Below are 24,168 nucleotides of genomic sequence, written 5' to 3'. Positions count from 1 at the left end.
CGCGATGGTCCCGCCCTACAAGCGACATCAGGCCGCGACGTTCGCTTTGCGCGGCCGGAATTCAAGCGAGAGCGAGTTCATGCAATAACGCTGCCCGGTCGGCGGCGGACCGTCCGGGAAGACGTGCCCCATATGGCTGTCGCAGCGTGCGCACCGCGTCTCGATGCGGGTCATGCCGTGACTGCGATCGGCGTGATCGGTGACCGCATCGGGGCGGATCGGCTGGGTGAAGCTCGGCCACCCCGAGCCGGAATCATACTTGTCGGCGCTGTCGAACAGTTCGTTGCTGCACGCGGCACACCGGTAGATGCCGTCGGCCTTGTTGTCGTTCAGCACGCCCGCAAAGGCGCGCTCGGTGCCGCCTTCACGCAGCACATGATATTGTTCGGGGGTTAGCCGCTTGCGCCATTCGGCCTCGGAAAGATTGAGCTGGTCCATGGACATGCATCTCGTGCTGACGGGGCGGTTTTCAAGATTGCCCCATTCTGGTTGCGTTGGCGATGACCTGGATCAGTCCGGGGCGCAGGAAAGGAAGTAGCCAGGCGGCGCGTTCGCTCTCGGCGATGTGGCGGACGATGCCGGCGATGCCGATCGGGCGAGCGAGGCGGCGGGCGAAATCTTCCTGCCATGACGCTGCGGCGGCGGGGCCACCGTTCTTATAGGCGCGCGCGGCGGCGACTCCGCTGGCGAGCGCGATGCCCATACCTTCGCCGGCGAGAGAGGGGATCACGCCGGCCTGATCGCCCAGTCGGAAGAGCGCGTCGGCGCCGGTGCGTTGGCGCCAGCCGTAAGGGACGTTCGCGATCGCATCGATCTGTGCGCTCGGGTCGATCAGCGCGACCCATTCGCCGAGCGCGGACATCTCTCGACCAAGCGCTTCGAGTAGTTGCGCGGGGGAACCTGCCGCCTGAAACCGCGAGCGGTGAACCGCCATGCAGAGGTTCGCAGTGCCATCCTCCTGCATCGCCAAGCCGGCATAGCCGCGGTCGAACAGGTGAAGCTCGATGCCGCCCGCGAGCGCTTTGGCTAGCGTAGGCGAGGGGGCAATCCGAACCCGGATACCCAAGGTCGGGTCGGCACCGCGCGCATCCTCAGGGCGCGCCATCCCGCGAACGTCGTGCTTGCCACTCGCGAGAAACAGCGCGTCGGCCGCGATCGTCGCACCGTCTGCGAGCCGCGCGCTCGTCCCATCGAGCTCGCGCACGGTGACGCCACGTTCGACCGGCGTACCCAGCCGTTCGGCTTCATCCAGCATGACCGTATCGAGCCGATGACGTGTGACCGAGACCGCCGGATGGGGCAGGGCGGCCTCCGCTCGGCGATTGCCCGCGAAGATGCGCGCGCGTGTTACACGGTCGGGGTTGAGCGTATCCGGATCGATCCCAAGCCCGCCGAGTGTTTCCAGCGTCCGCCAGCTAAGGGAACCCGCCGCAAATCGCATCACCGGTCTCGCGCGATCGCTCGACCAGCAAATGCGGCAGGCTGGCACGCGCCAACCCGATAGCGGTCGCGGCGCCGGCGAGCCCGCCGCCGACGATCAGCGCAGGCGTTCGACGCATAACCGGAACGGAAAGACGCGGCGGACCTTCGCCTCGGTGATGCCGGCCTCGGCCAGCAGCGGTGGCCATTCGTCGGGGCGATAGCTGCGGGCGATCGACAACGTGCCGTCATGGCGCACGATCGGATGCCAGCGCGCGATCGTCGCGAGAACCGGGAAGCCCCAGTGCGCAAACCCATGCCGGTGGAGGTCGTTGACGAACCACCCCGCGCTCGCATGGCCATCCATGAACCGGAGGAACGCGATCAGCTGGTCGTGGCTCATGTGATGCGCGACGAGACTGCTGACGATCACGTCCCACGGCTCATGGGCAAGGTCGGCATAGTCGCCCGTGACATAGCGGATTGCCCCGCCATGCGCCCGTGCCGCCTGTTCGCTGCGCGGGTTGAGGTCGACTCCGACCAGCTCGGCCTCGATACCCTTCGCCTTCGCCCAGCGTGCGATCCGGCGCAGCATGTCACCATCGCCGAACCCAACGTCGAGCAACCGGAAGCTTTTCCGCCCCGCAGTCGCACGCGCGAGAAAGTCGAGCGTCGGCCGGCGCGCCATCGTCACCGTGTTGACCGTCGCGAGATCGCCGACGACGTCCGCATAGGTCGCCGCGTCGAGGTCGTCGGCGTCCATCAACTCTTCGGCCTGGCTGCGGACCGCGAGGCTCATGCCGCGCTCCGGAATCCGAAGCCCTCTGCCGCGAGCCCCGGCCCGAACGCGAGTGCCACGCCGTGCGCGACCGGCGACCCGGCCAGCAGTCGCTCGAACACGAACATCAACGTCGCCGACGACATGTTGCCATTGTCCGCCAGCACCTGCCGCGACGCTGCCAGCGCATCCGGGCTCAGATGCATCGCATGTTCGACCGCATCGAGGATCGATCGCCCGCCGGCATGGACAGCCCAACCGTCGATCGATTCGGGCGGCCGACCCGCACTCACGATCGCGCGAAACTCCTCGTCGGACAGCGCCGCGGCGATCCGCCCCGGCACCTCGCCCGACAAATGCATCGCAAAGCCCGCATCGGTCACGTCCCAGCGGATCAACATCTCGCTATCCGGCAACGACGCGGCGAACGGCGCTTCGAGCGCGAACCCGGTCGCATCCGCCGTCACCAGCGCCGCCGCAGCCCCATCACCGAACTGCAGCATCGCCAGCAGGGCCTCGATGTCGTTGGCAGGTTGCAGATGCAGCGTGGAAAGCTCGACCGTCACCACCAGCACGCGCGCGCGGGGCTCGGAGCGAACGATATGCCGCGCACTCCGCAACGCGACGATCGCCGCGTAACACCCCATGAAACCGATTAGCAGCCGCTCGACGCTCGACGATAGGCCGAGGCGACGCGCGATGATCTGGTCGATCCCCGGCGCGACGAAGCCCGTGCAGCTCGCCACGACCAGATGCGTGATCCCCTCGACCGCGACCTTCTCGCGCAACGCCTCGATCGCGCGGATCGCGAGGTCGGGTGCGTGCTCGGCATAGAGGACCATCCGCGCGGCTGTCCCCGGATGCGGCTCGGCGGCGTAGAAGCCGGAATCGTCGACCGGTGAGCCACCGTCCGCGGTCGGCGGCAACACCGACCACCGGTGCCCGATCCCCGACCGCGACGCCATCCGGTCGAACACGCGCTCGGCACGGGCATCGACCCGCGATCGCGCCCAGGCGATGAACGCCGCGTGGATATCGTGACCGGGAACGGCGGACCCTACGGCATTGAGATAAGCGGACACGATACCCTTTCCTGCGATCGACGCCCAACGCATGGCACGTTCGATCGGACTATGGGACGCACGCTATATCTGTTCGTCGCAAATCGGCTTCGCGTCCGAAGCGATATGTTGGCCGTAAAGCATCCTCAACCCCAACTTGCGCGTTGTTATAAATATACCGGTTCGTGGTTCTCATCCAAACCCAAAATGGACAGCTGGCGAGCTTATAAGACCCATAACGATTTGATTAATATAAAATAAGTTTGAATATCATACCTAGATATAGTTCTATTTGTTGACGTGCGTTTCTGCATTTAACAAATCAGCAGGACGGCGCTGAAGTTTTGGCGTTTAGTTCGAAGGTCGGGGTATCTCAGCCCGTATCTGGGGTGGTCGAGGATTGACGTGCGATAGCAGCGACAGGTTGCGGGCATGGCGGTTCCGATCGGGGGGCGATGGTAACAGGTCGATGGCAATGGGGAGCCTTTGGTGAAAAACGAAACCGTCGTGGAATTGATCAAGGATTTGACTGCAAAATTGTCGGCGGTCGCCGAAGAATTCAACGGACGGGTCGCCAAGGCCGCGGAACCGGTACCGGCGGGGAACGAACCGAATGATGCCGCGCTCGTCGAGCATGCGAATGCGGTGCTAGAACAACGGCGATTACGGCGGCAGTTCCTGCCCGGCGAACTGTTCCATGAACCGGCTTGGGATATGCTCCTCGCGCTGTTCGCATCGCGCGACGATCGTATGCCGATGAACATCAAGGCGCTGGTCAGCATGTCTGACGCACCCGTCACCACATCGCAGCGCTGGATCGAACATCTCCACAAGCTGAAGCTGATCGACCGCGTCACCGACCCGACCGACCGGCGGCGCGTCGAGATATCGCTGAGCTATACCGGAGACCAGCAGATGAAGGCTTATCTGCGCGCGCTTCTTCGCGACTAACTCGAACACTACGCCTGTCACGGCCGGCCATGACGCGTCTTCTCCAGGGACGTCGTCTGGCCGGTCTTTTTGCGTCTGGACAGTATCTGCATAAATAAAGCCACTACGGTTCTGGATTGCTCCACAATAGAACGGCAATGACGAAAGATACCGTTTTGCTGTGCGATGTAACGGTCGTTCATCTGAAAACGGATGTTGTCACATTAACTATCATAGTTTGGCTTTATGATCCCATTATGATTTCGTAGTATTTGATTAAGTGGCTTCGGACAATTTGTTCCCGATCGAAGGGAAGAAAATTGATTCGTCTGATGTCACAGCATGGAGGAAAGTGCGGGCGGTTTCGACGCGCTGCGGCACCTTGCCTGCTGTCCTGCATACTGAGCGCGGGATTGCCGCAGCCGTTGCTTGCCCAGACGCCAACGATAGCGACGCCAATCGGCACGCCAGCGGGTACGCCGATCGTCAATACCGCCGGCCTGCGGTACGATGCCGATGGTACGGCGCAGTCGACCAGTTCCAACACCGTCACGATCATCGTCGCCGAACGGCTCGATGTAGCGCTGGTCCGCGACGGGCAGGGTGCGATCGTCGTCACCACGCAGCCCGTCGCGATCCCCTTCACGCTGACCAACCTCGACAATGGCGCCGAAGCGTTCACGCTCGCCGCATCAATGTCGCCCGGCATGGCGACGTTGCGCACGCTGGTGATCGATACCGACGGCGACGGCCGCTACGACGCTGCCAAGGACGTCGCGCCGGCCGATAGCAAGACGCCGCTCCTGGCACCCGGCCAGTCGATCAAGCTGCTCGCGATCCTGGTAGCAACGCCGGACGGCGGCACCACGAACGCAGTGCTGACGGTTACTGCGCGCTCGACCACGGGATCCGGGACGAGCGGCAATTCCTACCCCGGCGCGGGTGACGGCGGCGGCGATGCGGTCGTCGGACCGACCGGCGCACTCGCCACCGTCTCGGTTCCGATCGGCACGGGCCCCACCGGCCCGGTACTGCTCAAGAGCCAGTCGGTGCGCGCCGCCGACGGGTCGCAGAACGCGGTACGCGACGCGGTCATCACCTATACGCTGGAGGCGCGCTTCACCGATGCCGTCACCGGTGCGCGGATCGCCGATCCGATTCCCGCGGGCACCGTCTTCGTTCCCGGCAGCCTGACCCTCGACGGCGCACCGCTCAGCGACGGCGCGGACGGCGATGCCGGCCGCTTCGATGCAAGCGGCACGCAAGGCCCCAGCATCACCGTCGCGCTCGGCCATGTCGCCGCGGCGTCCGCCCACACCGTCCAGTTCAAAGCCAAGATCCAATGAGGAGCATAGCCATGATCTCACGTCCGATGATTGCCGCCATCCTGGCGTCGACTGCCGCCGTTGCGTCCGCCGCCGCAGGGCCCTTGCAGGTGACCAGCAGCATCATGGTCGAGGCGCGCAGTGCCGCGCCCGATGGCACCACGCGGGTCACGCTGGTGAAGCCGTCGCGGGTGACGCCGGGCGACAAGGTGATCTTCATCCTGGCCTATCGCAACACCGGTGCGCAGCCGCTGGCGAACGTGGTGCTCGACAACCCGTTGCCGCGCCAGATCGCCTATCGATCTGCCAATCCCGGTTCGCCCGCGCCCGACGTCTCGGTCGACGGCAAGACTTTCGGTTCGCTCGCCACCCTCCGCGTCCGCAGCCCCGACGGCAGCACGCATGCGGCGAGCCCCAACGATGTCACCAGCGTCCGGTGGCGCCTCGCGAGCCCGTTAGCGGCCGGTTCGCAGGGCCAGTTCGCGTTCCAGGCTGTCCTGAAATGATCCGGCCAGCCTCCTTTGACACACACTCTCTCCAAACCTGACAATATTAAGACAAGGAATTATCAGACATGCATGCAACAGGGGTAATACGCACGCTACTGGCCGGTACGGCTGCCATCGTGTCGATCGGCACAATGGCCGGTACTGCATCCGCGCAAGCCGGAACGCCACCGGGGCCGGCGGGCACCGCCGCTGGGACGGTGATCACCAATACCGCGCAGGCGAGTTATACCGTCAACGGCGTACAGCAGAATGCGACGTCGAACGTCGTGACGTTTCAAGTCGATCTGAAGGCAAATCTAACGGTTGCGCCGATCGGCGGTAATACCGAGGTTGCGATCGGCCAAAAGGATGCTGTGGTAGCGTTCACCGTAACGAACAACACCAACGGGACCCAGGACTTCCGGCTGACTTATGATCGGAACTTTCTGGGCGGCCTGTTCGCGGGCGCAAACTTCCTCGCGGACAACATCAGGATCTTCGTCGACGACGGCGACAAGAAATTCGATGCGACCAAGGACAAGCTGGACTATATCGACGAACTTAAGGCTGATGAGACGGCTACGGTCTTCATCGTCGCCGATATTCCCGCAGACCAAGCTGCTTCGCTTGCCAGTGTGACGCTGATTGCGCAAATCGCCGAAGGCGGTACCGTTAATCAGAAGGGCGCAGCCCTCGTATCGAACGCGCTTGTCGCCAACCGCGACAACGCCATCGACGTTGTCTTCGCAGACGGTGACTCCGGTTTCGGCGACCTCGCCAATAACGGATATGGCCGTGCGGTTTCGGGCTATACGATCGCAACGCGTAACGTTGCGTTGAGTGTGACCAAATCGTCGATGGTGATTTCGGACGGCGTCAGCCTAACGCTGCCAAAGGCGATTCCCGGCGCGACGGTCCAATATTGCTTGGTCGTCAACAACGCGACAGCATTGGTGCCCGCGGCCAATGTCAATTTGACCGACGTCATTCCTGCCAACACCACCTATGTCCCGAATTCGCTAAAGATCGGGGCGATCGCGCTTGGCACGAGCTGCGTGTTGTCGGGTATCCTTGATGGCGTAGCGTTGGCGGATGACGGTTCGACCACCGTGCCTCTCCTTCTCTATACGGGCTCTTACAACGGCGCGACGAAGAAGGTGACTGCGACGATCCCGACGCTGCTTGGCGGAACATCGGTAGCGGCCGCGTTCCGAGTGACGATCAACTAAACTCGCCACTCGTAAACCCCATCCCTCGATAAAGGAACGACCGATCCCGGCGCGTGGAGACGCGCGTCGGGAGAGGACCCTTCATGTCCAGCTTCCGTCGCCTTTCGCGCCTTTGCGCCCTGTTCCTGACGCTCCTACTCGGGCTGATCGTCGGCACCCTGCCGGCGGCCGCGCAGACGGGTGTCCAGACGACGCGTATCCAGAATACCGCGACGCTGTCGTTCGACGACGCGGCCAGCGATTCCGGCGTACGCGCGGTGCCGTCCAATACGGTTTCACTCGACGTGAACCGGGCCAAGCGCCCGACCACGCTCACATTCCACCTCCCGCCGCCCAATTACGAACTGACCGGCGCGACGTGCCAGACTACCCCCAGCTTCCAATTCACACCCGCGCCGATCGACGCGGCAACCTTCGCCAAATCACCCTGGGTCGCGGCGATCGACATCTATGCCGACATGATCCTGGTGCTCGACAACCAAGCCGGCAACCATGACCCGGACGTGCGCGAGACGGCAGTCATCGCGGTCGATGTAGGGACGATCCACACGACGCTGACGCTCATCGAAACCGCGGCCGACAGCGGCATCTTCGCGGGCGGCATCCCTGCGAGCGCGACGGGCAAGCATCCCGAACTCGCCGCCTGCGACATCCGCAACATGCGCGGCGCGACGATCAAGCTGAGCTTCGTCGAGGACGGCTACAGCCTCGCCTCGATGGCGTCGCTGCTGATCGATCCGGCCGGCTACACCTTCGATTCGCGGACCGGCGCGCTGGTCGACGGCACCACCGTCTCGCTGGTCAACGAGACCGGCCAGCCGGCCACCGTGTTCGGCGACGACGGTGTCAGCCGCTATCCCTCCACCGTCGTCACCGGCGAACCGGTCACCGACGCCAGCGGCCGCGTGTATCCGGGCGAGACCGGCCGGTATCGGTTCCCGCTGACCGCACCCGGCCGCTATTTCCTGAAGGTCGCGCCGCCCGGCACCTATACCGCGCCGTCCACCGTCGACCGTGCGACGCTGGCTACGCTGAAGGACCCTAAGGGCACGCCGTTCATCCTCAACGATACCAGCTTCGGCGGTTCGCTGACGCTGTCGACGCCCGAGCCCTTCTCTGCCGACATTCCGCTCGACAGCCCCGGCGCGGGCACGCTGCTGCTGACCAAGACGGCATCGGTGCGCGAGGCGTCGCCGGGAGAATTCGTCCAGTACCTGCTGCGAATCACCAATCGCGACAAGGTCTCGGCGCGCGGACTCCACGTCGCCGATACGCTGCCTCGGGGCCTGCGCTACGAGCGCAATTCCGCGCGCGGCGGTGATGAGCCGACCGTGTCGACCGACGGCCGCACGCTCGACTTCGTGATTCCCGTGCTCGCCGCCGGTGCCTCGACCGAGTTGAAATACGTCGTCAGCATCGCCCCCGGTGCGCCGACCGGCGAAGCGCTCAACCGCGCCCGCGTCGTCGGCCAGGGCACTGTCACCAGCAACGAGGCTGCGGCCTCAGTGCGCCTACGTCCCCCTGCTGTTCACCGACGCGATGACGATCATCGGCCGCGTAACCGAGGGGAATTGCGGCGATCCGGTCGACAAGCGCAAGGGCGTGCCAGGAATCCGCCTGCTGATGGAGGACGGCACGTTCGTCGCTACCGATCGCGACGGTCTGTATCACTTCGAGGGGCGTCCGCGCCGGTCGCCACGTCGTCCAGATCGACACGACGAGCATCCCCGCGACGCACGCGCCGGTCGCCTGCGACATCGACACGCGCCAGGCGAACAGCCCGATCTCGCGCTTCGTCGAGGGTGATGGCGGGTTGCTCAAGCGCGTCGACTTCCAGCTCAAGCCGACCGGCAAGGGCAAGGCCGTCGATGCCGGACTGCCGATCACGGCCCTAGACGACGCCACCGCCGCGGGCAGCCGCGACTGGCTCGCCAGCGGCCAGACCGCGGGTGTAGACTGGCTGTTCCCGCTCGCAGACCATAATCCACGCGCGCCGGTCGTCCGCGCCGTGATCAAGCACCTGCCGAACCAGCGTGTCGCGCTCACGATTAATGGCAAGCAGGTCGAACCGCTCGCGTTCGACGGCACCGATACGCGCGACGGCACCGACATCGCGGTCTCGCGCTGGACCGGCATCCCGTTGATCAACGGCGACAACCGCCTTCAGGCACGCGTGCTGGCCGCCGATGGCAGCGTCGTGAAGACGCTCGACCGGGTCGTGCATTATGCCGGCCTGCCGGTCCGTGCGGTGTTCGATGCCGCCAACAGCCGGCTGGTCGCGGATGGCCTTACCCGCCCGCTGATCGCGGTGCGCGTGACCGACAAGACCGGTCGCCCGGTTCGCGCGGGGACGATCGTGCCGTTCACGGTCGATCAGCCCTATACCGCCGCCGTCGAAGTCGCGCTCGAACAGAGCCGTCAGCTCGCTGGTCGCGAACGCTCGGCGAACACTGCGCTCGTGGTGGGTGACGATGGCCTCGCCTTCCTCGCGCTCCAGCCGACCACGCAAGCCGGCGCGGTCCGCATCGCGGTCGCGCTGACCGAGGAGAAAGTCGTCCACACTAACGAGGTTCGCGCTTGGCTCGCCGCGTCCGCCAAGGACTGGGTCGTGGTCGGCTTCGGCGCTGGCTCGCTCGGCTACGACATGCTCAGCAAGCGCCAGTCGGGCCTGCCACGGTCGGAGCGCAACAGCGTCGTCACCGACGGCCAGCTCGCTTTCTACGCCAAGGGTCGCGTCAAGGGCTCGTGGCTCGCGACGATCGCCTATGACAGCGACCGCAAATACGATCCCGATCGCGGTCTGCTCGGTACGATCGACCCTGACCGCTACTACACCGTCTATGGCGACGGCTCGCGCCAGGGCTATGACGCGGCGACCCGCCGGAAGCTGTACCTGCGGCTCGAGCGTCGCGAGTTCTACGCGCTGTTCGGCGATTTCGAGACCGGCTTTACCGAAACGCAGCTGACTCGCTACAACCGCACACTCAACGGCGTGAAAACCGCCTACGAGGGCAAACGGATCCGCGCGACCGGATTCGCGGCGCATACCGACACGCTGTATTCGCGCGACGAAATCCAGGGTAACGGCCTGTCCGGTCCCTACCGCCTGTCGGGACGTAACATCGTCCCGAACAGCGACAAGCTGCGGCTCGAGACGCGCGATCGCTTCCGCTCGGAACTGATCGTCTCGACCACCGAACTCACGCGGCATATCGACTACGACATCGATACGTCGATGGGCACGGTGCGCTTCCGCAATCCTATTCTGAGCCGCGACGGCAACCTGAATCCGATCTTCATCGTCGCAGATTACGAGGTCGAGAGCGGCCGATCCGCCAAGCTGGCCGCCGCCGCGCGCGTCGCGACCAAGCTCGCGAACGGTCGTGTCGAGGTGGGCATCGCAGCGATCCGCGACGAGACCAACGGCAAGGCCACCGTGCTCGGTGCGGACATCAAGGCACGCGTCACCGCCGACACCGAAGTCCGCGGCGAGATCGCCAAGGGCGGTCGTGGCGGCCTGGGTCGGGGGCTCGGCTATCTAGCGGAGATCGACCATCACGGTGCAAAGCTCGACCTGCTCGCCTATGCTCGGCAGCAGGATACCGCGTTCGGCGTTGGCCAGCAGAACCTGGTCGAGGCAGGCACGCGGAAATTCGGGCTCGACGGTCGCGTTCGCCTGACCGACAAGCTTAGCCTGACGGGGCTTGCCTGGCATCAGCAGCAGCTCGACAGCGCGGGAACGCGCACCGCGGCGGACGCCCGCCTCGAATATCGCCGTGAATCGGGCACGATCTTCGTCGGCGCGCAATATGCGTCCGATCGCGGCATCGACGGCAAGCACCGTGACAGCCGCCTGCTCACGGTCGGCGGCACGCAGCTGCTGTTCGACAGCAAGCTGAGCGTCACCGCACAGACCCAGTTCGCACCGGGCGGGCAGAGCGACAGCGTCGACTTCCCGATCCGCCACCAGATCCAGCTGGCCTACCGGATCACGCCCGGCATCCGCCTGATTGGCGGCTACGAGATCGCGAACGGCGACGACTATGTAGCGCATACCAAGCAACTGGGCTTCGACGTCGCGCCGTGGACCGGTGCCAAGCTGATGAGCACGCTGAACCAGCAGGCCATGGGTGAGAATGGCGGGCGGACCTACGCGCAATACGGTCTCAACCAATCGCTGCCGATCGGCAAAAACTGGACCATCGACGGCACGCTCGACGCGAGCAACACGGTGAAGGGCAGCATTCCCAAGGGCGCGGTGGTCAATGCGTTCCAGCCGGTCACCTCGGGTGGCTATGTCGGGCAGGACCAGACCAATGGCGATTATGCCGCCGTGACGCTCGGTGCGACCTATCGCCAGGCCCGCTGGTCGGTGAACGGGCGGCTCGAATACCGCAATGCCGACAGCGGCGATCGCTGGGGGATCACCACCAACTTCCTGCGCACGCTGGGGCAGGGCAAGACACTCGCGTCGAGCATCAAGGGGTACACGATCAAGGACAAGACCGGTGCGGTCGCGACCTATGCCACCGCCGACGTCGCGCTCGCGTTGCGTCCGCTCGACAGCCGCTGGTCGGTGCTCGAACGGCTCGAACTGCGGCACGAGAGCGCGGATGCCGGGTTCACCGACACCAATTCGCTCGGCGTGCCGGCCTATGGCGGCGGCGACCAGGTGACGTCGCGGATCATCAACAACCTCGCGGTCAACTATCGCACCGGTCCGGAAGGGCTTGGCCACGGCACCGAGGCGACGCTGTATTACGGCGCGAAATACGTCGCCGGGCGCTTCGCCGACGATACCTATGACGGGTATATCGACGTGACCGGGTTCGAATTGCGCCAGGATGTCGGCACGCGGTTCGACATCGGCGTCAGCGGCTCGGTCCAGCATGCGTGGGAGCGTGGTGCGTGGTCGTGGAGCGGCGGACCGTCGGTCGGCGTGTCGCCCGCGCAGAACACGTGGATCAGCGCCGGCTACAACGTGTCCGGCTACCGCGACCGCGATTTCGAAGACGACCGCTACACGCGGCAGGGGCCGTACGTCACGATGCGGCTGAAGTTCGACCAGACGACGCTCGGTGGCGCCACGCGCGCCCTGTTCGGTGGTCGACGTTAATTACAGGGAGAGAGATATATGCCGATGCCGAGCCAGCCCACACCCATGCCGCTGCCGCGCGACTTTACCGATCACGGTCCGTGCGTCGAGGATCTCGCACGGGCGTTCGCGGCGCAGGACGCGGCGACGAGCGAGGCGCTGATCGAGACGCTGGCGACGCAGGCGATCCGCCAATGGCGGCTCGACGACGCGACGTTCTGGCAGCGCGTGAAGTTCCAGGCGCGAATGATCCGGGCGAGGCAGGGGTCAGGGAGTTCGGGGAAGCACTGACGTCTCCCCTCCCGCTTGCGGGAGGGGTCGGGGGAGGGCATGGCCGCGAACGCCTCGGCCTACGATAGTCCAGCCCCTCCCCTAACCCCTCCCGCAAGCGGAAGGGGAATAGCCACCGCTATCTCTCGTCGGTGGTCAGCTTAACCTTGTTAGGCAGCTTCTTCCCCTTGGTCCGGCGCGAAGGCAGCTGGACCGGGTTCTTCTTCTTCCACTGCGCAAACGTCATCGGCCCCTCGGGCGTATCGATGATCGTGTCGTCGATCGAACTCATGCAATGCCTCCGCCAAGCCCAACGCACAGCTGCGAAGGGGGGACCCTCGAAGGGGGTGTTTACTCGATCTGAAAAAATGGTGCGGCCAAGAAGACTCGAACTTCCACGGGCTTTCGCCCACAACGACCTCAACGTTGCGCGTCTACCAGTTCCGCCATGGCCGCCCATGAAACATCACCGGGCGGACCCGGCATCTGGTAGGCGAGCGCCACTAGCAAGGGTTTCTGCATCGTGCAACGCCCTTTGCGAAAAAGCCGCTATCCAAATCCGATCGTCACGTTTTTTCCAGCGCCAACGCGATGATTTTCCGCTGGCGTGGGGCGATCGTAGACTCAGCGCGTCGCCTCGCCGGCAAAGCTCAGCTCGAGCCGCTTGGAGTTCGCGGGCACGTTCAGCGTTGCGGAGTTGAAATCGATCGCACCGCCCGGCGCCAGAGTCCGCTGCTGCGGCGTGATCGTCCAGCTATAGACCAGCCGCCCCTGCGCATCGCGGAGTTCGGCGCGGATGTCGGGCACACGCTGGCGCTGGTTCGACGGGTTGGTGACCTGGCCGCTGACTGCGAACAGTTCCGAGCCGTTGTCGAGTTCGCGCCGCTCGATCGGATTGTCGCGCAGCCGCAGCGGCGTCTCGTCGCTGCCGATCCCGAGACCTAGCCTCGCCGCGACTCCGGGCGCACCGAGATACACGATCGCTCCCGCCGCGATCAGCATTAGCAGCCCGGCAAGTACCGCGACGATCGTCCAACGCCGCATGGTGTTGCGGCGCAGGCGAACCGGCAGGTTTTCGATCTGCGGCGTTGCCGGCGGAACGAATGTGGGCGCCAAGACCGCAGGCTCGGGGGCGATCGGTGCGGCGGGGACGAATGGCGCGAACCGTTCCGCCGGCTCGACAATCGGCGGCCGCGCCAGCGGGGCCAGCGGTGGCGGTGCCGGCGCGAGTGGGGTCGGCTCCGGGATCTTCAGTGCATCCTCGACGTCCGGTGCGGCGGCCTGGAACCAGCTATGCTTGCAATTGGCGCAGCGCACGGTGCGCCCCTCGGTCCCGATCGCGCTGTCGGGGACCAGATAGCGCGTGCTGCACTCGGGACATTGGAGGATCATGGGTACGCTTCACCAGCGGCCGCCGGAGCGCGACCGTATCTCGTGCCGAATAAGCACGCGGCCCGCATATGTGGCAAGCTTGAAGCGGCGCGCGCTTTCATGGCAAAGCGCCGATACGGGCATTGGCACGAACATCAAGCGGGCGAGAGCGGGCGCAACCACGTCATGGCGAATATCGTCCAATTCGAAAATGTCGGGCTTCGCTACGGCACGGGTCCGGACGCAGGGCCGGAGACGCTGGCGGACCTCAGCTTCACGCTGCGCAGCGGTGCGTTCTACTTCCTGACCGGCGCAAGCGGGGCGGGGAAGACTTCGCTGCTCAAGCTGTTGTATCTTGCGCAACGGCCCACGCGCGGCGTGATCCGGCTGTTCGGCGAGGACGCGGTGGTGTTGTCGCGCGATCGGTTGCCCGGATTCCGCCGGCGGATCGGCGTGGTCTTCCAGGACTTCCGACTTGTCCCGCATCTGTCGACCTGGGACAATATCGCGCTGCCGTTGCGCGTGGCGGGGATGCCAGAGGCGGACATCGAGCAACCGGTGCGCGAGATGCTCGCCTGGGTCGGGCTGACCGAGCGTGCGGATGCGCGGCCGGCAACATTGTCGGGCGGCGAGCAACAGCGCGTCGCGATCGCCCGCGCGGTGATCGCGCGCCCTGAGATCCTGGTCGCGGACGAGCCGACCGGCAACGTCGATCCCGACATGGCCGAGCGACTGCTGCACCTGTTCGAATCGCTCAACAAGCTGGGTACGACCGTGGTGGTCGCGACGCATGACTTCCATCTGCTCGGGCGGATCCCGGGGGGCGCAGATGATGCGGCTCGATCGCGGGCGATTGCTCGATCCGACCGGTTCGCTGCGCTATCCGCCGACTCGGCCCGAATGATGGGGGTGTCGAAGGCGCGATCATCGGTCGAGCGCCGCGTGCTCGACGAGGCAGGCGGCCTGCGCGCGATGACGTGGGTGATGGCGATCATGCTGTTCCTGACGATGCTCGCTGCGGCGTTGGGTTTGGCGACGGCGGGTGCGGCGCGGTTGCTGGATCGGCAGTTGGCGGGGCGGTTGACGGTGCAGGTCGTCGATGGCGATCCGGTCCGTCGTGACGCGGTTGCGGCGCGGGTGCTGGCGGCGCTGCGGACGATGCCGGCGGTGGCGACGGCGACGCCGGTCGATCGCGCCGAACTCACGCGGCTGCTGCAACCCTGGCTCGGGTCCGATGGCGCCGATCCGCAATTGCCGGTGCCGGCGATAATCGACGTCGACCTCGGCAATCAGGATGAGTCGGCGGCGGCGCGTGTCGCGACCAGTGTCCGTCGCCTGAGCCCGATCATTCGCGTCGACCGTCACGAAAGCTGGATGTCGCCGGTCAACGACGTGATGCGCTCGCTGACGTTCTTGGCCCTGGCGCTGGTCCTGCTGATGGCGAGCGCGACTGCCGCGGTCGTCGTGCTGGCCGCGCGCGCAGGGCTGGAGACGCACCGCGAGACGATCGCGGTGATGCACATGCTCGGCTCGACCGATCTCCAGGTCGCGCGGCTGTTCCAGCGGCGGATCGCGCTCGACGCGACGATCGGCGGGCTCGGCGGCGGTATCGCGGCGTTGCTGGTGGTAGCGTTCGTCGGCATCCGGTTGCACGGACTGGGCTCCGAACTGCTCGGCGGGGTGACGCTGGGCGGAGTCGACCGGGTGGCGCTGGCGATACTGCCGATCGCGTTCGTCGTCCTCGCCACGCTCGCCGCCCGCGTCACGATCGTCCGTGCACTGAGGCATATCCTGTGATCGTGCGGCTGTTCGGCATCATGGCGCTCGCCTGGGCGTTCGGGTTCGCGCTGTTCATGCTGCTGCTGCCGAAACCGCTCGACGGTTTCACGTCCGACGCTATCGTCGTGCCGACCGGTGGGGCAGGGGCGGATCGATCGCGGTATCGCGCTGCTCCGCGATCACCAGGCAAAGCGGATGCTCGTAACCGGCGTCGCGCCGGGGGTGCGGCCGATTGATCTCGCACTGGAGTATCGGACGTCGCCCGCGTTGTTCGCATGCTGCATCGATCTCGGCGCGGACGCGGTCGATACGCGCTCGAACGCGGAGGAAACCGCGCAGTGGGTGCGCGTGCACAAATACCGCTCTGTGCGACTGGTGACCTCGGACTGGCACGTCGCGCGCGCACGGATGGAGCTGGCCGCTGCCCTCGACAAGAATGTCGTGATCCTCGGCGACGGCGTGCCGGGGACGCCGCGGCTCGGGACTTTGGTCAACGAATATAACAAGTTGATCCTTCGCCGGATCGCGTTGTGGATTGGATTTGGCGGATGATTTGGTTGCGCAACTGGGCGTTCATGCTCGTTTTCTACACGATCTCGGTGCCGATCGTCGTGACCGTGCCGATCTCGGCGCTGTTCGGATCACGCGCGGTGATTGTGCATTCGACGATCTGGACGCGCTTCCATCGGTGGTGCGCACGCGTGATCCCTCGGCGTGCACATCCGGGTCGAGGGGACGCGGCCGACCGAGCCGGCGTTCTACGCGTGCAAGCACCAGGCGATGTTCGAGACGCTGGAGCTACAGCGTCTGCTCGATGGCCCGGCGATCGTTCTGAAGCGCGAACTGGCGGATATCCCTGCCTGGGGCTGGGCGGCGCGGCGCTACGGCGCGATCGTCGTCGACCGCGAGGCTTCGGCGAAGGCGATGCGGAACATGATGCGCGAGGCGACCGCGGCGAAGGCGACCGGGCGCTCGATCCTGATCTTTCCGGAGGGGACGCGGGTTTCGCCAGGCGAGCATCCGCCGCTGAAGCCGGGGTTTGCCGGACTGTATCGCGCGTTGAAGATGCCGACGGTGCCGATCGCCTGCGACAGCGGGTTGGTGTGGCCGCGGAAAGGCCCGAAGCTGCCGGGTGTGATCACCTTCCGGTTCGGCGAGGTGGTCCCGCCGGGTTTGCCGCGTGAGGAGGCTGAGCAGCGGGTTCATGCCGCGATGAACGCGCTGGATTAGGTCAAGCAGTCCTCCACCCCGGCGAAGGCCGGGGCCCAATTGGGGGACGTCGATGATGTGCGTTGGGAACTGTTACTCCGGCCTACCCAATTGGGCCCCGGCCTCCGCCGAGGTGGCGGCATTCTTAGGTACGGCGTGGGGTCAGCCCTTACCCATGCGTACGCCCGAAATCCTGCACGTCGTCGTCCTGCCCCTGCTCGACGATGCTCCGGCGGATCGCCCGAGTCCGCGTGAACAGGTCGAACAAAGCATCCCCATCACCCCAGCGGATCGCACGCTGAAGATGGCTCAGATCCTCGGAAAAACGCTGGAGCATCTCCAGCACCGCCTCGCGGTTGTTGAGGAAGATATCGCGCCACATCGTCGGGTCCGACGCTGCGATCCGCGTGAAATCGCGGAACCCGCCTGCCGAATATTTGATGACCTCAGACTGCGTCACTTCTTCCAAATCGCCCGCGGTGCCGACGATCGTATAGGCGATCAGATGCGGCAGATGGCTGGTGACGGCGAGGACGCGGTCGTGATGCTCGGGCGCCATCGTCTCGACCTGCGCGCCGAGCCGACGCCAGAATTCGGAAACGCGCTCGACCGCAACCGGGTCGGCGCCTTCGGGCGGCGTGACGATGCACCAGCGGTGCCGGAACAGCGTCGCGAAGCCCGCTTCTGGACCGCTCCGCTCGGTGCCCGCGACCGGATGCGCGGGGATCACGGTCGCGTTCGGTAGCGCTTCGGTCAGCGCGCGGACGATCTCCGCCTTGCAGCTGCCGACGTCGCTAACGATCGCATCCGCCGGCAGTTCGGCCGCGAACTCGGCGGCGACCTCGCCCATGATCCCGACGGGCACGCACAGGATCACGAGGTCGGCGTCGATCACCGCCGCGCCGGCCGAGTCCGCAACGTCGTCGCAGAACTGCAACCGGTCCGCCGTCTCGCGCACGGTCGCATCGGCGTCGTAGCCGGTGACGCGCACCGTCGGCATCTTCGCCTGCACCGCGCGCGCGACCGACGAGCCGATCAGACCCAGCCCGATGATCGTGACGCGCGCGAACGGGAGCATCAGGCGGCTTCGACCAGGTTGCGCAGCGCCGCGGTGACGCCGCGCGTTTCCTCTTCGGTGCCGATCGTGATGCGCAGCGCGTTGGGCAGGCCCCTGGCCGGGCAGCCAGCGGACGATGTAGCCCGCGTCCATCAGCCCATGATACGCGGCATCGGCGGTCAGCTTGCCCTCGAACAGCACGAGCACGAAGTTCGCCTTCGACGGTACGGCGCGAAGCCCGGCGTTGCCCATCTGCCCGATCTGCTCGACGAACCAGCCGCGCCACGTGTCGTTATGCGCGCGCGTCGCGTCGACGAACGCGGTGTCGCCGATCGCGGCGACCGCGGCGGCCTGACCCGCGGTGGTGACGTTGAACGGTGCGCGGATGCGGTGCATCGCGTCGATGATCGGCGCGCAGGCATAACCCCAGCCGATCCGCTCGGCGGCCAGCCCGTGAATCTTCGAGAAGGTCCGCGTCACCAGCACGTTCGCCTCGGTCATCGCCAGCGCGAGCCCCGCATCGTCCTCCTCGGGCGACAGATATTCGGCATAGGCCTGGTCGAGCACGAGCAGCACCGACTTCGGCAGCCCGGCATGCAGCCGCGCGATTTCCGCCCGCGGCGTGAACGTGCCGGTCGGATTGTTCGGGTTCGCGACGAACACCACGCGGGTGCGCTCGGTGACGGCGGCGAGGATCGCGTCGACGTCGGTCGCATAGTCGCGGTCGTCGACGATGACGGGCTCGGCGCCGACGCGGCGCGTGGCGATCTCATACACCGCGAAGCCGTAGCGGACGTGGATGATCTCGTCGCCGGGGCCCGCATAGGCGCCCGCGACCAGATGGAGGATCTCGTCGGAGCCGGTGCCGTAGATCACGCGCGCCGGATCAAGGTCGTAATGCGCCGCCAGCGCCTCGCGCAGTTCGACCGCGCCCGCATCCGGATAGCGTTCCAGCGTGCGGTCGGCGGCATCGAATGCCGCCTTCGCGGCGGGGCTGGTGCCGAGCGGGTTCTCGTTCGACGACAGCTTGATCACAATGCGGCCGTCATCGGTCGTCGAGCGACCGGGCGTGTACGGCGCGATCCCCAGGATCCAGGGCTTCGGCGCAGGAGCGGGCGTGATGTTTGTCATGGCCGCGGGACATAGCGGGCGCGGTGGCGCGGTGGCAATCTTTGTGCGCGGTGGGTGGGGGACTTCACGATCCTCCCCCGCCAGGGGGAGGTGGCGCCGAAGGCGACGGAGGGGGGAGGGCGACGCAACAGCGGTTTTCCTGTCCTCCCCCTCCGTCTGGCGAGGGCCAGCCACCTCCCCCTGGCGGGGGAGGATCGAGGAAGCGGCGCTGGCATGACCGTGGCCCCCTATGGTAGCGCGCGGCATGCTCGACACGCCTGCCATCGACCCCGGGACCGGCCATGACACCGACCAGCGTTTTGGTCTTGCGCGGCGCATAACCTTGCCGGGGCCGCTGCGGCTGGACGGCGGCGTGCTGCTGTCGCCGGTCGATATCGCGTACGAGACCTACGGGACGCTCAACGCCGATGCGTCGAACGCCATCCTGATCTGTCACGCGCTGACCGGCGACCAGCACGTCGCCTCGCATCACCCCCGCACCGGCAAACCCGGCTGGTGGACGCGCATGGTCGGCGAGGGCAAGCCGATCGACCCCGCGCGGCACTTTGTCGTCTGCGCCAACGTGCTCGGCAGCTGCATGGGGACATCGGGCCCTGCGACGATAAACCCGGCGACCGGGCGGCCGTGGGCGATGGGCTTCCCGGTCATCACGATCCGCGACATGGTGCGCGCGCAGGCGATGCTGCTCGATCATCTCGGCGTCGGCGTGCTCCACGCCGTGGTCGGCGGATCGATGGGCGGAATGCAAGCACTGAGCTGGCCCGCGACCTTCCCCGATCGTGTGAAGGCGTGCGTCGTGATCGCTTCGACCGCGCGCCATACCGCGCAGAACATCGCGTTCCACGAGGTCGGGCGGCAAGCGGTGATGGCCGATCCGAACTGGCGCGGCGGCGAGTATCATGACGATGCGGCACCGACTGCCGGGCTCGCGGTCGCGCGGATGGCGGCGCACATCACGTATCTGTCCGAAGCCGGGCTGACCGAGAAGTTCGGGCGTCGGCTCCAGGCGCGCGACGCGAAATCGTTCGGGTTCGACGCCGATTTTCAGGTCGAGAGCTATCTGCGCCACCAGGGGCTCGCGTTCACCGATCGGTTCGATGCGAACTCCTACCTCTACATCACGCGGGCGATGGATTATTTCGATCTCGCCGAGGAGCATGGCGGACTGCTCGCCAACGCGTTTCGCGCGACCAAGTCGCGGTTCTGCCTCGTCAGCTTCGACACCGACTGGCTCTACCCGACCGCCGAATCACGCGCGATCGTACAGGCGCTCAACGCAGCGGGCGCGCCGGTCAGCTTCGTCGAGCTGTCGAGCCCGTATGGCCATGATGCGTTCCTGCTGGAGGCGCCAGATCTCAACCGGGTGGTCGACGGCTTCCTGAGGGCCGGCCGATGACCATCACCCTGTCCGACGACGCCAGCAAGTTGCAGGTCGACCGCATCCACAGGTGGCTTGCGAGCAGCTACTGGTCGCCAGGGATCGAGCGCGGTCTGGTCGAACGGGCGATCGCCGGGTCGCATTGTCTCGGCGCGTACGAGAACGAGCAGCAGATCGGGTTCGCGCGAATGATTACGGATCACGCGACGTTTGCGTGGCTGGCGGACGTCTGGATCGACGAGTCCGTGCGCGGGCAGGGGGCTCGGGCGGCGGATGGTGACCTGGTTCCTAGAGCATCCGTCGTTTGCCGGGTTGCGCAGGTTCGGGCTCGTCACCGCCGACGCGCACGGCGTGTACGCTGACCTCGGTTTCCATCCGCTGGTCCGCGCCGATCGCTACATGGAACGCCTTGCTCCGGGCTTAGCCGAGCAACTCCGGACCGCACCATGAACTTACGTACCGACCTTGCCGTAATCGCCGAGAACGTCGCGCAGGGCAGTCGGGTGCTCGACATTGGCTGCGGGGACGGGGCGCTCATGGCCGCACTCCGCGATACCCGAGACGTCGATGCACGAGGGCTGGAGATCGACGCGGACAACGTGGCGTCGGCGGTCGCGCGCGGCCTGTCGGTGATCCAGGGCGATGCGGATATCGACCTCGCCGGCTATCCCGACGCAAGCTTCGACTACGCGATCCTCAGCCAGACGCTGCAGACCGCACGCGCGCCCGATCTCGTGCTCGATCACCTGCTGCGGATCGGCCGGCGCGCCTTCGTCAGCTTCCCGAATTTCGCGCACTGGCGCGTGCGGCTGTCGCTGCTCTGGGGCGGACGAATGCCGGTGACGCGGCAATTGCCCGAGAGCTGGTACGACACGCCGAACATCCACCACGTCACGATCGACGATTTCCGCGCCTTCGTGAAAGCGCGCGGGATCACCGTCGAGGACGCTTGGTTCCTGTCGGGCGACAAGCGCACCGGCGTGGGCGGTGCCAACCTGCTTGCCGAGCACGCGGTATTCCTGCTGCGACGGTAATCGTTTGCGACAATCGGCGACGATCTGGCCAGATCGGGACAAGCGGTTGATCTAAATCACCGATTTGGCGGAACCGATTAGCGGGCGACTGGTTACTTCGCCGATGACCAAGACCGCCCTCATTGTCGAAGACGAAATCTTCGTCGCGCTCGATCTCGAGAGAATCCTGATGGACGCCGGCTACGGAGTCGCGGGAATTGCGGCCGATCGCGACAGCGCGATCGCCGCCGCACCGGGGTGCAGTTTCGCATTCGTCGACATCAACCTGCGCGACGGTCCGACCGGGCCTGAGATCGCCAGGCGGATGGCGCAGGACTACGGCGTAAAGGTCGTGTTCGTGACTGCAAACCCCGCCCAGATCGGCGATGCGGATTGCCTAGGCTATATTCGCAAGCCGTTCAGCGATCTCGGCCATCCTCGCCGCTGCCGCTTTGGCGTGCAACGACGACACAAGCGCGCACGACGACGTCATTCGCGTCAGCGGCTGAACGCGGTCTTCGGAATAGTCAGGGCGACGATCAGGCCGTCGTCGTTCCACGTCCGGTTAACGCTACCGCCTAACTGACGCACCGCGCTCATTTCGATCAACTGCGTGCCAAAACCCGGTAGCGTCGTAGGCTTGGTGACGGACGGGCCTCCCACCTCTCGCCAGTGCAATGTCACCGTATCGGTATTGGCCGCGACGGTGACTCGCACCGTGCCGAGTTCGGTCGCGAGCGCACCGTATTTGGTCGCGTTGGTCGCAAGTTCGTGAAACATCAGCGCGAGCGGAGTCGCGGAACGATCATCGATCGTCACATCGTCGCCCACGACGCTGACACGGGCGCCATCGATTCGCTGATACGGCTCGAACAATTCGTGCAGCAAGCCATGTAGGCTATTCTGCGCCATCGATGGTCGTGAGTTGGCGCTATGCGGGCGGACGAAATCATGCGCGCGACCCAGCGCGTTGATCCGGTGGCGCAAGTCCGTCGCGATCCCGGCGAACTCCGGCTTTCCCCTCGCCGAGAACGCGATGAGTCCGGCGATCACCGCGAAGATGTTCTTGATGCGGTGGCTCAGCTCCTGGCTGATGACCTCGCGCTCTTCGTAGGCGAGCTTCTGTTCGTGGATGTCGGTGCACGTCCCGAACCAGCGCGTGATTGCGCCGTTTTCGTCGCGCACCGGCAACGCACGGCCGAGCACCCAGCGATACGTGCCGTCGAAATGCCGCAGCCGGTATTCGATGTTGTAGGGCTCACCGGTGTCGAGCGACTGGCGCCAGATCGCCCAGGCGCGATCCTGATCGTCGGGGTGGAACATGTCGTTCCAGCCTTCGCCATCGGTCGTCCCGACGGGCGTGCCGGTGAACTCGTACCAGCGCGCGTTGAAGTAATCGTGGAAGCCGTCGGGCAGCGTCGACCACACCATCTGTGGCATGGTGTCGGCGAGCGTGCGGAATTTCAGGTCGCTCGCTTCCAGCGTGCGGCGGGCTTCGGCCTCGGCCATCGCCTGCTCGCGTGCGGTGCGGCGGTCGTCGAGCCGGCCCATTGCCGCCTTGGCCAACAGCGTGAGGCCGTCGCGCTGGAACCGGGTCAGGCCTTCGCGAGGCTCGTTCGCAAGCACGCAGAGTGCGCCCAGCGGCACACCCTCGCTGGAGACCAGGGGGCGCGCCGGCGTAGAAGCGCACGTAGGGCTCGCCCGTCACCAGCGGGTTGTCGACGAAGCGCGGATCGGCCTGCGCGTCGGGCACTTCCATCACCTCGTGATGGTGCATCGCGTGCGCGCAGAACGACATGCTGCGCGGCGTCTGCTCCAGGTCGAACCCGGTCCGCGCCAGGAAACGCTGATATTCCTCCTCGACCAGGCTCAGCAACGCGACCGGGGCGCCGCACAGCTCGGCTGCGAACGCCACGATGTCGTCGAGCTGGCCCTTCGCGCGCGCACCGGCAACGTCGTAGGCCGAGATCACGCGCGAGCGCACGGCCTCGTCGAACGTGGCGGTATTGGGAACGGAATACAGCGTCGTCACGGCAATCAGAACGGCACGTCGTCGTCGAGATCGTCCGAGAAGCCGCCGGTCTGGCCGAAGCTGCCACCGCGTGCGCCGCCACCACCGGAAGGCGCGCTGCCGCCACGACCACCGCCGCCGCCGCCGTAACCGCCGCCACCGCCCGACGAACCACCGCCGAAGTCGTTGCCGCCGCCACCGCCGGCCCAGTCGTCGCCACCGCCGCGGCTACCACCGCCGCCGCCTGCACCACCGCCTGAGCCGCCGTTAGGACCGTCGAGCATCGTCAGGACGCTGTTGAAGCCCTGCAACACGATCTCGGTCGAATATTTGTCCTGGCCCTGCGCGTCCTGCCACTTCCGGGTCTGGAGCGCGCCCCTCGATATAGACCTTCGAGCCTTTGCGGAGATACTTTTCGGCGACGTTCGCCAGACCTTCGTTGAAGATCGCGACCGAATGCCATTCGGTCTTTTCCCTTGCGCTCGCCCGACATCTTGTCCTTCCAGGTCTCGGATGTCGCGATGCGCAGATTGACGACCTTGCCGCCGTTCTGGAACGCCTTGCTCTCCGGGTCGCGACCCAGATTGCCGACGATGATGACCTTGTTGACGCTGCCTGCCATGA

18 protein-coding genes, 1 tRNA gene and 8 pseudogenes are annotated in these 24,168 nt (G+C 65.9%); 15 read left to right on the top strand and 12 right to left on the bottom strand.

Annotated elements, in window-relative coordinates:
• Positions 1–27: 27 nt before the first annotated feature.
• Genes msrB through NHF48_RS14115 form a run of 5 tightly spaced genes read right to left on the bottom strand, consistent with a single transcriptional unit; the run spans position 28 to position 3,279 of the window.
• Positions 28–438, bottom strand: coding sequence for a peptide-methionine (R)-S-oxide reductase MsrB (gene msrB, locus NHF48_RS14135; RefSeq protein ID WP_253071467.1), 411 nt, complete (start codon positions 436–438; stop codon positions 28–30).
• Between the two features lie 31 nt (positions 439–469).
• On the bottom strand, positions 470–1,441 hold the full coding sequence (locus NHF48_RS14130) for an NAD(P)/FAD-dependent oxidoreductase (protein WP_253071466.1): 972 nt from the start codon (positions 1,439–1,441) through the stop codon (positions 470–472).
• Entirely contained in the window at positions 1,416–1,559 is a 144-nt protein-coding gene (locus NHF48_RS14125; RefSeq protein WP_253071465.1) for an FAD-dependent monooxygenase, read from the bottom strand. Before NHF48_RS14125 ends, NHF48_RS14130 begins: the two co-directional genes overlap by 26 nt.
• Complete coding sequence (locus tag NHF48_RS14120) at positions 1,538–2,218, bottom strand: methyltransferase domain-containing protein (RefSeq protein WP_253071464.1); 681 nt, start codon at positions 2,216–2,218, stop codon at positions 1,538–1,540. Before NHF48_RS14120 ends, NHF48_RS14125 begins: the two co-directional genes overlap by 22 nt.
• Positions 2,215–3,279 carry a type III polyketide synthase gene (locus NHF48_RS14115; protein ID WP_253071463.1) on the bottom strand — a complete coding sequence of 355 codons (1,065 nt, stop codon included), beginning with the start codon at positions 3,277–3,279 and terminating at the stop codon, positions 2,215–2,217. Before NHF48_RS14115 ends, NHF48_RS14120 begins: the two co-directional genes overlap by 4 nt.
• A 468-nt stretch (positions 3,280–3,747) precedes the next feature.
• Here NHF48_RS14115 and NHF48_RS14110 point away from each other — a divergent pair, with 468 nt between their 5' ends.
• The 7 genes from NHF48_RS14110 (at position 3,748) to NHF48_RS14080 (ending at position 12,616) form a co-directional block, all read left to right on the top strand.
• On the top strand, positions 3,748–4,209 hold the full coding sequence (locus NHF48_RS14110) for a hypothetical protein (protein WP_056488335.1): 462 nt from the start codon (positions 3,748–3,750) through the stop codon (positions 4,207–4,209).
• A 392-nt stretch (positions 4,210–4,601) separates the two neighbouring features.
• Positions 4,602–5,534 (top strand): hypothetical protein, encoded by a 933-nt coding sequence (locus NHF48_RS14105; RefSeq protein ID WP_253071462.1) that lies wholly within the window; start codon positions 4,602–4,604, stop codon positions 5,532–5,534.
• Between the two features lie 11 nt (positions 5,535–5,545).
• Positions 5,546–6,019 carry a hypothetical protein gene (locus NHF48_RS14100; RefSeq protein ID WP_253071461.1) on the top strand — a complete coding sequence of 158 codons (474 nt, stop codon included), beginning with the start codon at positions 5,546–5,548 and terminating at the stop codon, positions 6,017–6,019.
• Between the two features lie 119 nt (positions 6,020–6,138).
• Positions 6,139–7,230, top strand: coding sequence for a hypothetical protein (locus NHF48_RS14095; RefSeq protein ID WP_263816897.1), 1,092 nt, complete (start codon positions 6,139–6,141; stop codon positions 7,228–7,230).
• Positions 7,231–7,313: 83 nt separating this feature from the next.
• Positions 7,314–9,125 carry a DUF11 domain-containing protein gene (locus tag NHF48_RS14090; RefSeq protein WP_253071459.1) on the top strand — a complete coding sequence of 604 codons (1,812 nt, stop codon included), beginning with the start codon at positions 7,314–7,316 and terminating at the stop codon, positions 9,123–9,125.
• The gene (locus tag NHF48_RS14085) at positions 9,044–12,346 is read left to right on the top strand and encodes a hypothetical protein (protein ID WP_253071458.1); all 3,303 of its coding nucleotides are present in this window, start codon (positions 9,044–9,046) and stop codon (positions 12,344–12,346) included. The genes NHF48_RS14090 and NHF48_RS14085 overlap by 82 nt, the downstream gene beginning before the upstream one ends.
• An 18-nt stretch (positions 12,347–12,364) precedes the next feature.
• Complete coding sequence (locus NHF48_RS14080) at positions 12,365–12,616, top strand: hypothetical protein (RefSeq protein ID WP_056064202.1); 252 nt, start codon at positions 12,365–12,367, stop codon at positions 12,614–12,616.
• A 118-nt stretch (positions 12,617–12,734) separates the two neighbouring features.
• On the opposite strand, the gene NHF48_RS14075 is transcribed toward NHF48_RS14080, so the two are convergent.
• The 3 genes from NHF48_RS14075 to NHF48_RS14065 form a co-directional block, all read right to left on the bottom strand.
• A complete protein-coding gene (locus NHF48_RS14075) occupies positions 12,735–12,887 on the bottom strand; it encodes a hypothetical protein (RefSeq protein ID WP_253071457.1) in 153 nt (50 codons plus the stop codon).
• 77 nt (positions 12,888–12,964) lie between these two features.
• A tRNA-Leu gene (locus tag NHF48_RS14070) sits at positions 12,965–13,051 on the bottom strand.
• A 168-nt stretch (positions 13,052–13,219) separates the two neighbouring features.
• Positions 13,220–13,987 carry an MJ0042-type zinc finger domain-containing protein gene (locus NHF48_RS14065; RefSeq protein WP_253071456.1) on the bottom strand — a complete coding sequence of 256 codons (768 nt, stop codon included), beginning with the start codon at positions 13,985–13,987 and terminating at the stop codon, positions 13,220–13,222.
• A 165-nt stretch (positions 13,988–14,152) separates the two neighbouring features.
• Between NHF48_RS14065 and ftsE the strand changes: the two are divergent.
• From ftsE to NHF48_RS14045, 4 genes and pseudogenes are all read left to right on the top strand, one after another.
• Positions 14,153–14,870 (top strand): annotated as a pseudogene (gene ftsE, locus NHF48_RS14060) (cell division ATP-binding protein FtsE).
• Positions 14,870–15,763, top strand: coding sequence for a cell division protein FtsX (locus NHF48_RS14055; RefSeq protein WP_253071455.1), 894 nt, complete (start codon positions 14,870–14,872; stop codon positions 15,761–15,763). The pseudogene ftsE and the gene NHF48_RS14055 overlap by 1 nt, the downstream one beginning before the upstream one ends.
• Positions 15,760–16,297: pseudogene (locus tag NHF48_RS14050) on the top strand (YdcF family protein). Before NHF48_RS14055 ends, NHF48_RS14050 begins: the two are co-directional and overlap by 4 nt.
• A pseudogene (locus NHF48_RS14045) lies at positions 16,294–16,975 on the top strand (lysophospholipid acyltransferase family protein). The pseudogenes NHF48_RS14050 and NHF48_RS14045 overlap by 4 nt, the downstream one beginning before the upstream one ends.
• Positions 16,976–17,123: 148 nt before the next feature.
• On the opposite strand, the gene NHF48_RS14040 reads toward NHF48_RS14045, so the two are convergent.
• Positions 17,124–18,032 carry a prephenate/arogenate dehydrogenase family protein gene (locus NHF48_RS14040; protein ID WP_253071454.1) on the bottom strand — a complete coding sequence of 303 codons (909 nt, stop codon included), beginning with the start codon at positions 18,030–18,032 and terminating at the stop codon, positions 17,124–17,126.
• Positions 18,032–19,142 (bottom strand): annotated as a pseudogene (hisC, locus tag NHF48_RS14035) (histidinol-phosphate transaminase). Before hisC ends, NHF48_RS14040 begins: the two are co-directional and overlap by 1 nt.
• Before the next feature lie 244 nt (positions 19,143–19,386).
• On the opposite strand from hisC, the gene metX reads away from it, so the two are divergent.
• The 4 genes and pseudogenes from metX to NHF48_RS14015 all read left to right on the top strand — a co-directional run bounded on the left by metX (position 19,387) and on the right by NHF48_RS14015 (position 22,042).
• Positions 19,387–20,538 (top strand): homoserine O-acetyltransferase MetX, encoded by a 1,152-nt coding sequence (gene metX / locus NHF48_RS14030; protein ID WP_253071453.1) that lies wholly within the window; start codon positions 19,387–19,389, stop codon positions 20,536–20,538.
• Positions 20,535–20,970: pseudogene (locus tag NHF48_RS14025) on the top strand (GNAT family N-acetyltransferase). The gene metX and the pseudogene NHF48_RS14025 overlap by 4 nt, the downstream one beginning before the upstream one ends.
• A complete protein-coding gene (metW, locus tag NHF48_RS14020; protein WP_253071452.1) occupies positions 20,967–21,554 on the top strand; it encodes a methionine biosynthesis protein MetW in 588 nt (195 codons plus the stop codon). Before NHF48_RS14025 ends, metW begins: the two are co-directional and overlap by 4 nt.
• Positions 21,555–21,657: 103 nt before the next feature.
• Positions 21,658–22,042 (top strand): annotated as a pseudogene (locus NHF48_RS14015) (response regulator).
• Here the strand turns inward: NHF48_RS14015 and NHF48_RS14010 are convergent.
• A pseudogene (locus tag NHF48_RS14010) lies at positions 22,032–23,571 on the bottom strand (sensor histidine kinase). The pseudogenes NHF48_RS14015 and NHF48_RS14010 overlap by 11 nt on opposite strands.
• Positions 23,571–24,166: pseudogene (gene ssb, locus NHF48_RS24335) on the bottom strand (single-stranded DNA-binding protein). The pseudogenes NHF48_RS14010 and ssb overlap by 1 nt, the downstream one beginning before the upstream one ends.
• Positions 24,167–24,168 lie beyond the last annotated feature (2 nt).

Source organism: Sphingomonas sp. H160509 (assembly GCF_024124765.2).
In the GTDB taxonomy this organism is placed as follows: Bacteria; Pseudomonadota; Alphaproteobacteria; order Sphingomonadales; family Sphingomonadaceae; genus Sphingomonas.
The sequence above is the reverse complement of the archived record's forward strand: the minus strand, read 5'-3'. Positions and strand labels throughout refer to the sequence as shown.

Coding starts and splice junctions, on each gene's coding strand:
- NHF48_RS14130 (WP_253071466.1), bottom strand. CDS start 1,441: ATGCGATTTGCGGCGGGTTCCCTTAGCTGGCGGACGCTGGAAACACTC.
- NHF48_RS14125 (WP_253071465.1), bottom strand. CDS start 1,559: ATGCGTCGAACGCCTGCGCTGATCGTCGGCGGCGGGCTCGCCGGCGCC.
- NHF48_RS14080 (WP_056064202.1), top strand. CDS start 12,365: ATGCCGATGCCGAGCCAGCCCACACCCATGCCGCTGCCGCGCGACTTT.
- metX (WP_253071453.1), top strand. CDS start 19,387: ATGCTCGACACGCCTGCCATCGACCCCGGGACCGGCCATGACACCGAC.
- NHF48_RS14090 (WP_253071459.1), top strand. CDS start 7,314: ATGTCCAGCTTCCGTCGCCTTTCGCGCCTTTGCGCCCTGTTCCTGACG.
- msrB (WP_253071467.1), bottom strand. CDS start 438: ATGGACCAGCTCAATCTTTCCGAGGCCGAATGGCGCAAGCGGCTAACC.
- NHF48_RS14120 (WP_253071464.1), bottom strand. CDS start 2,218: ATGAGCCTCGCGGTCCGCAGCCAGGCCGAAGAGTTGATGGACGCCGAC.
- metW (WP_253071452.1), top strand. CDS start 20,967: ATGAACTTACGTACCGACCTTGCCGTAATCGCCGAGAACGTCGCGCAG.
- NHF48_RS14065 (WP_253071456.1), bottom strand. CDS start 13,987: ATGATCCTCCAATGTCCCGAGTGCAGCACGCGCTATCTGGTCCCCGAC.
- NHF48_RS14075 (WP_253071457.1), bottom strand. CDS start 12,887: ATGAGTTCGATCGACGACACGATCATCGATACGCCCGAGGGGCCGATG.
- NHF48_RS14040 (WP_253071454.1), bottom strand. CDS start 18,032: ATGCTCCCGTTCGCGCGCGTCACGATCATCGGGCTGGGTCTGATCGGC.
- NHF48_RS14100 (WP_253071461.1), top strand. CDS start 5,546: ATGATCTCACGTCCGATGATTGCCGCCATCCTGGCGTCGACTGCCGCC.
- NHF48_RS14055 (WP_253071455.1), top strand. CDS start 14,870: ATGGGGGTGTCGAAGGCGCGATCATCGGTCGAGCGCCGCGTGCTCGAC.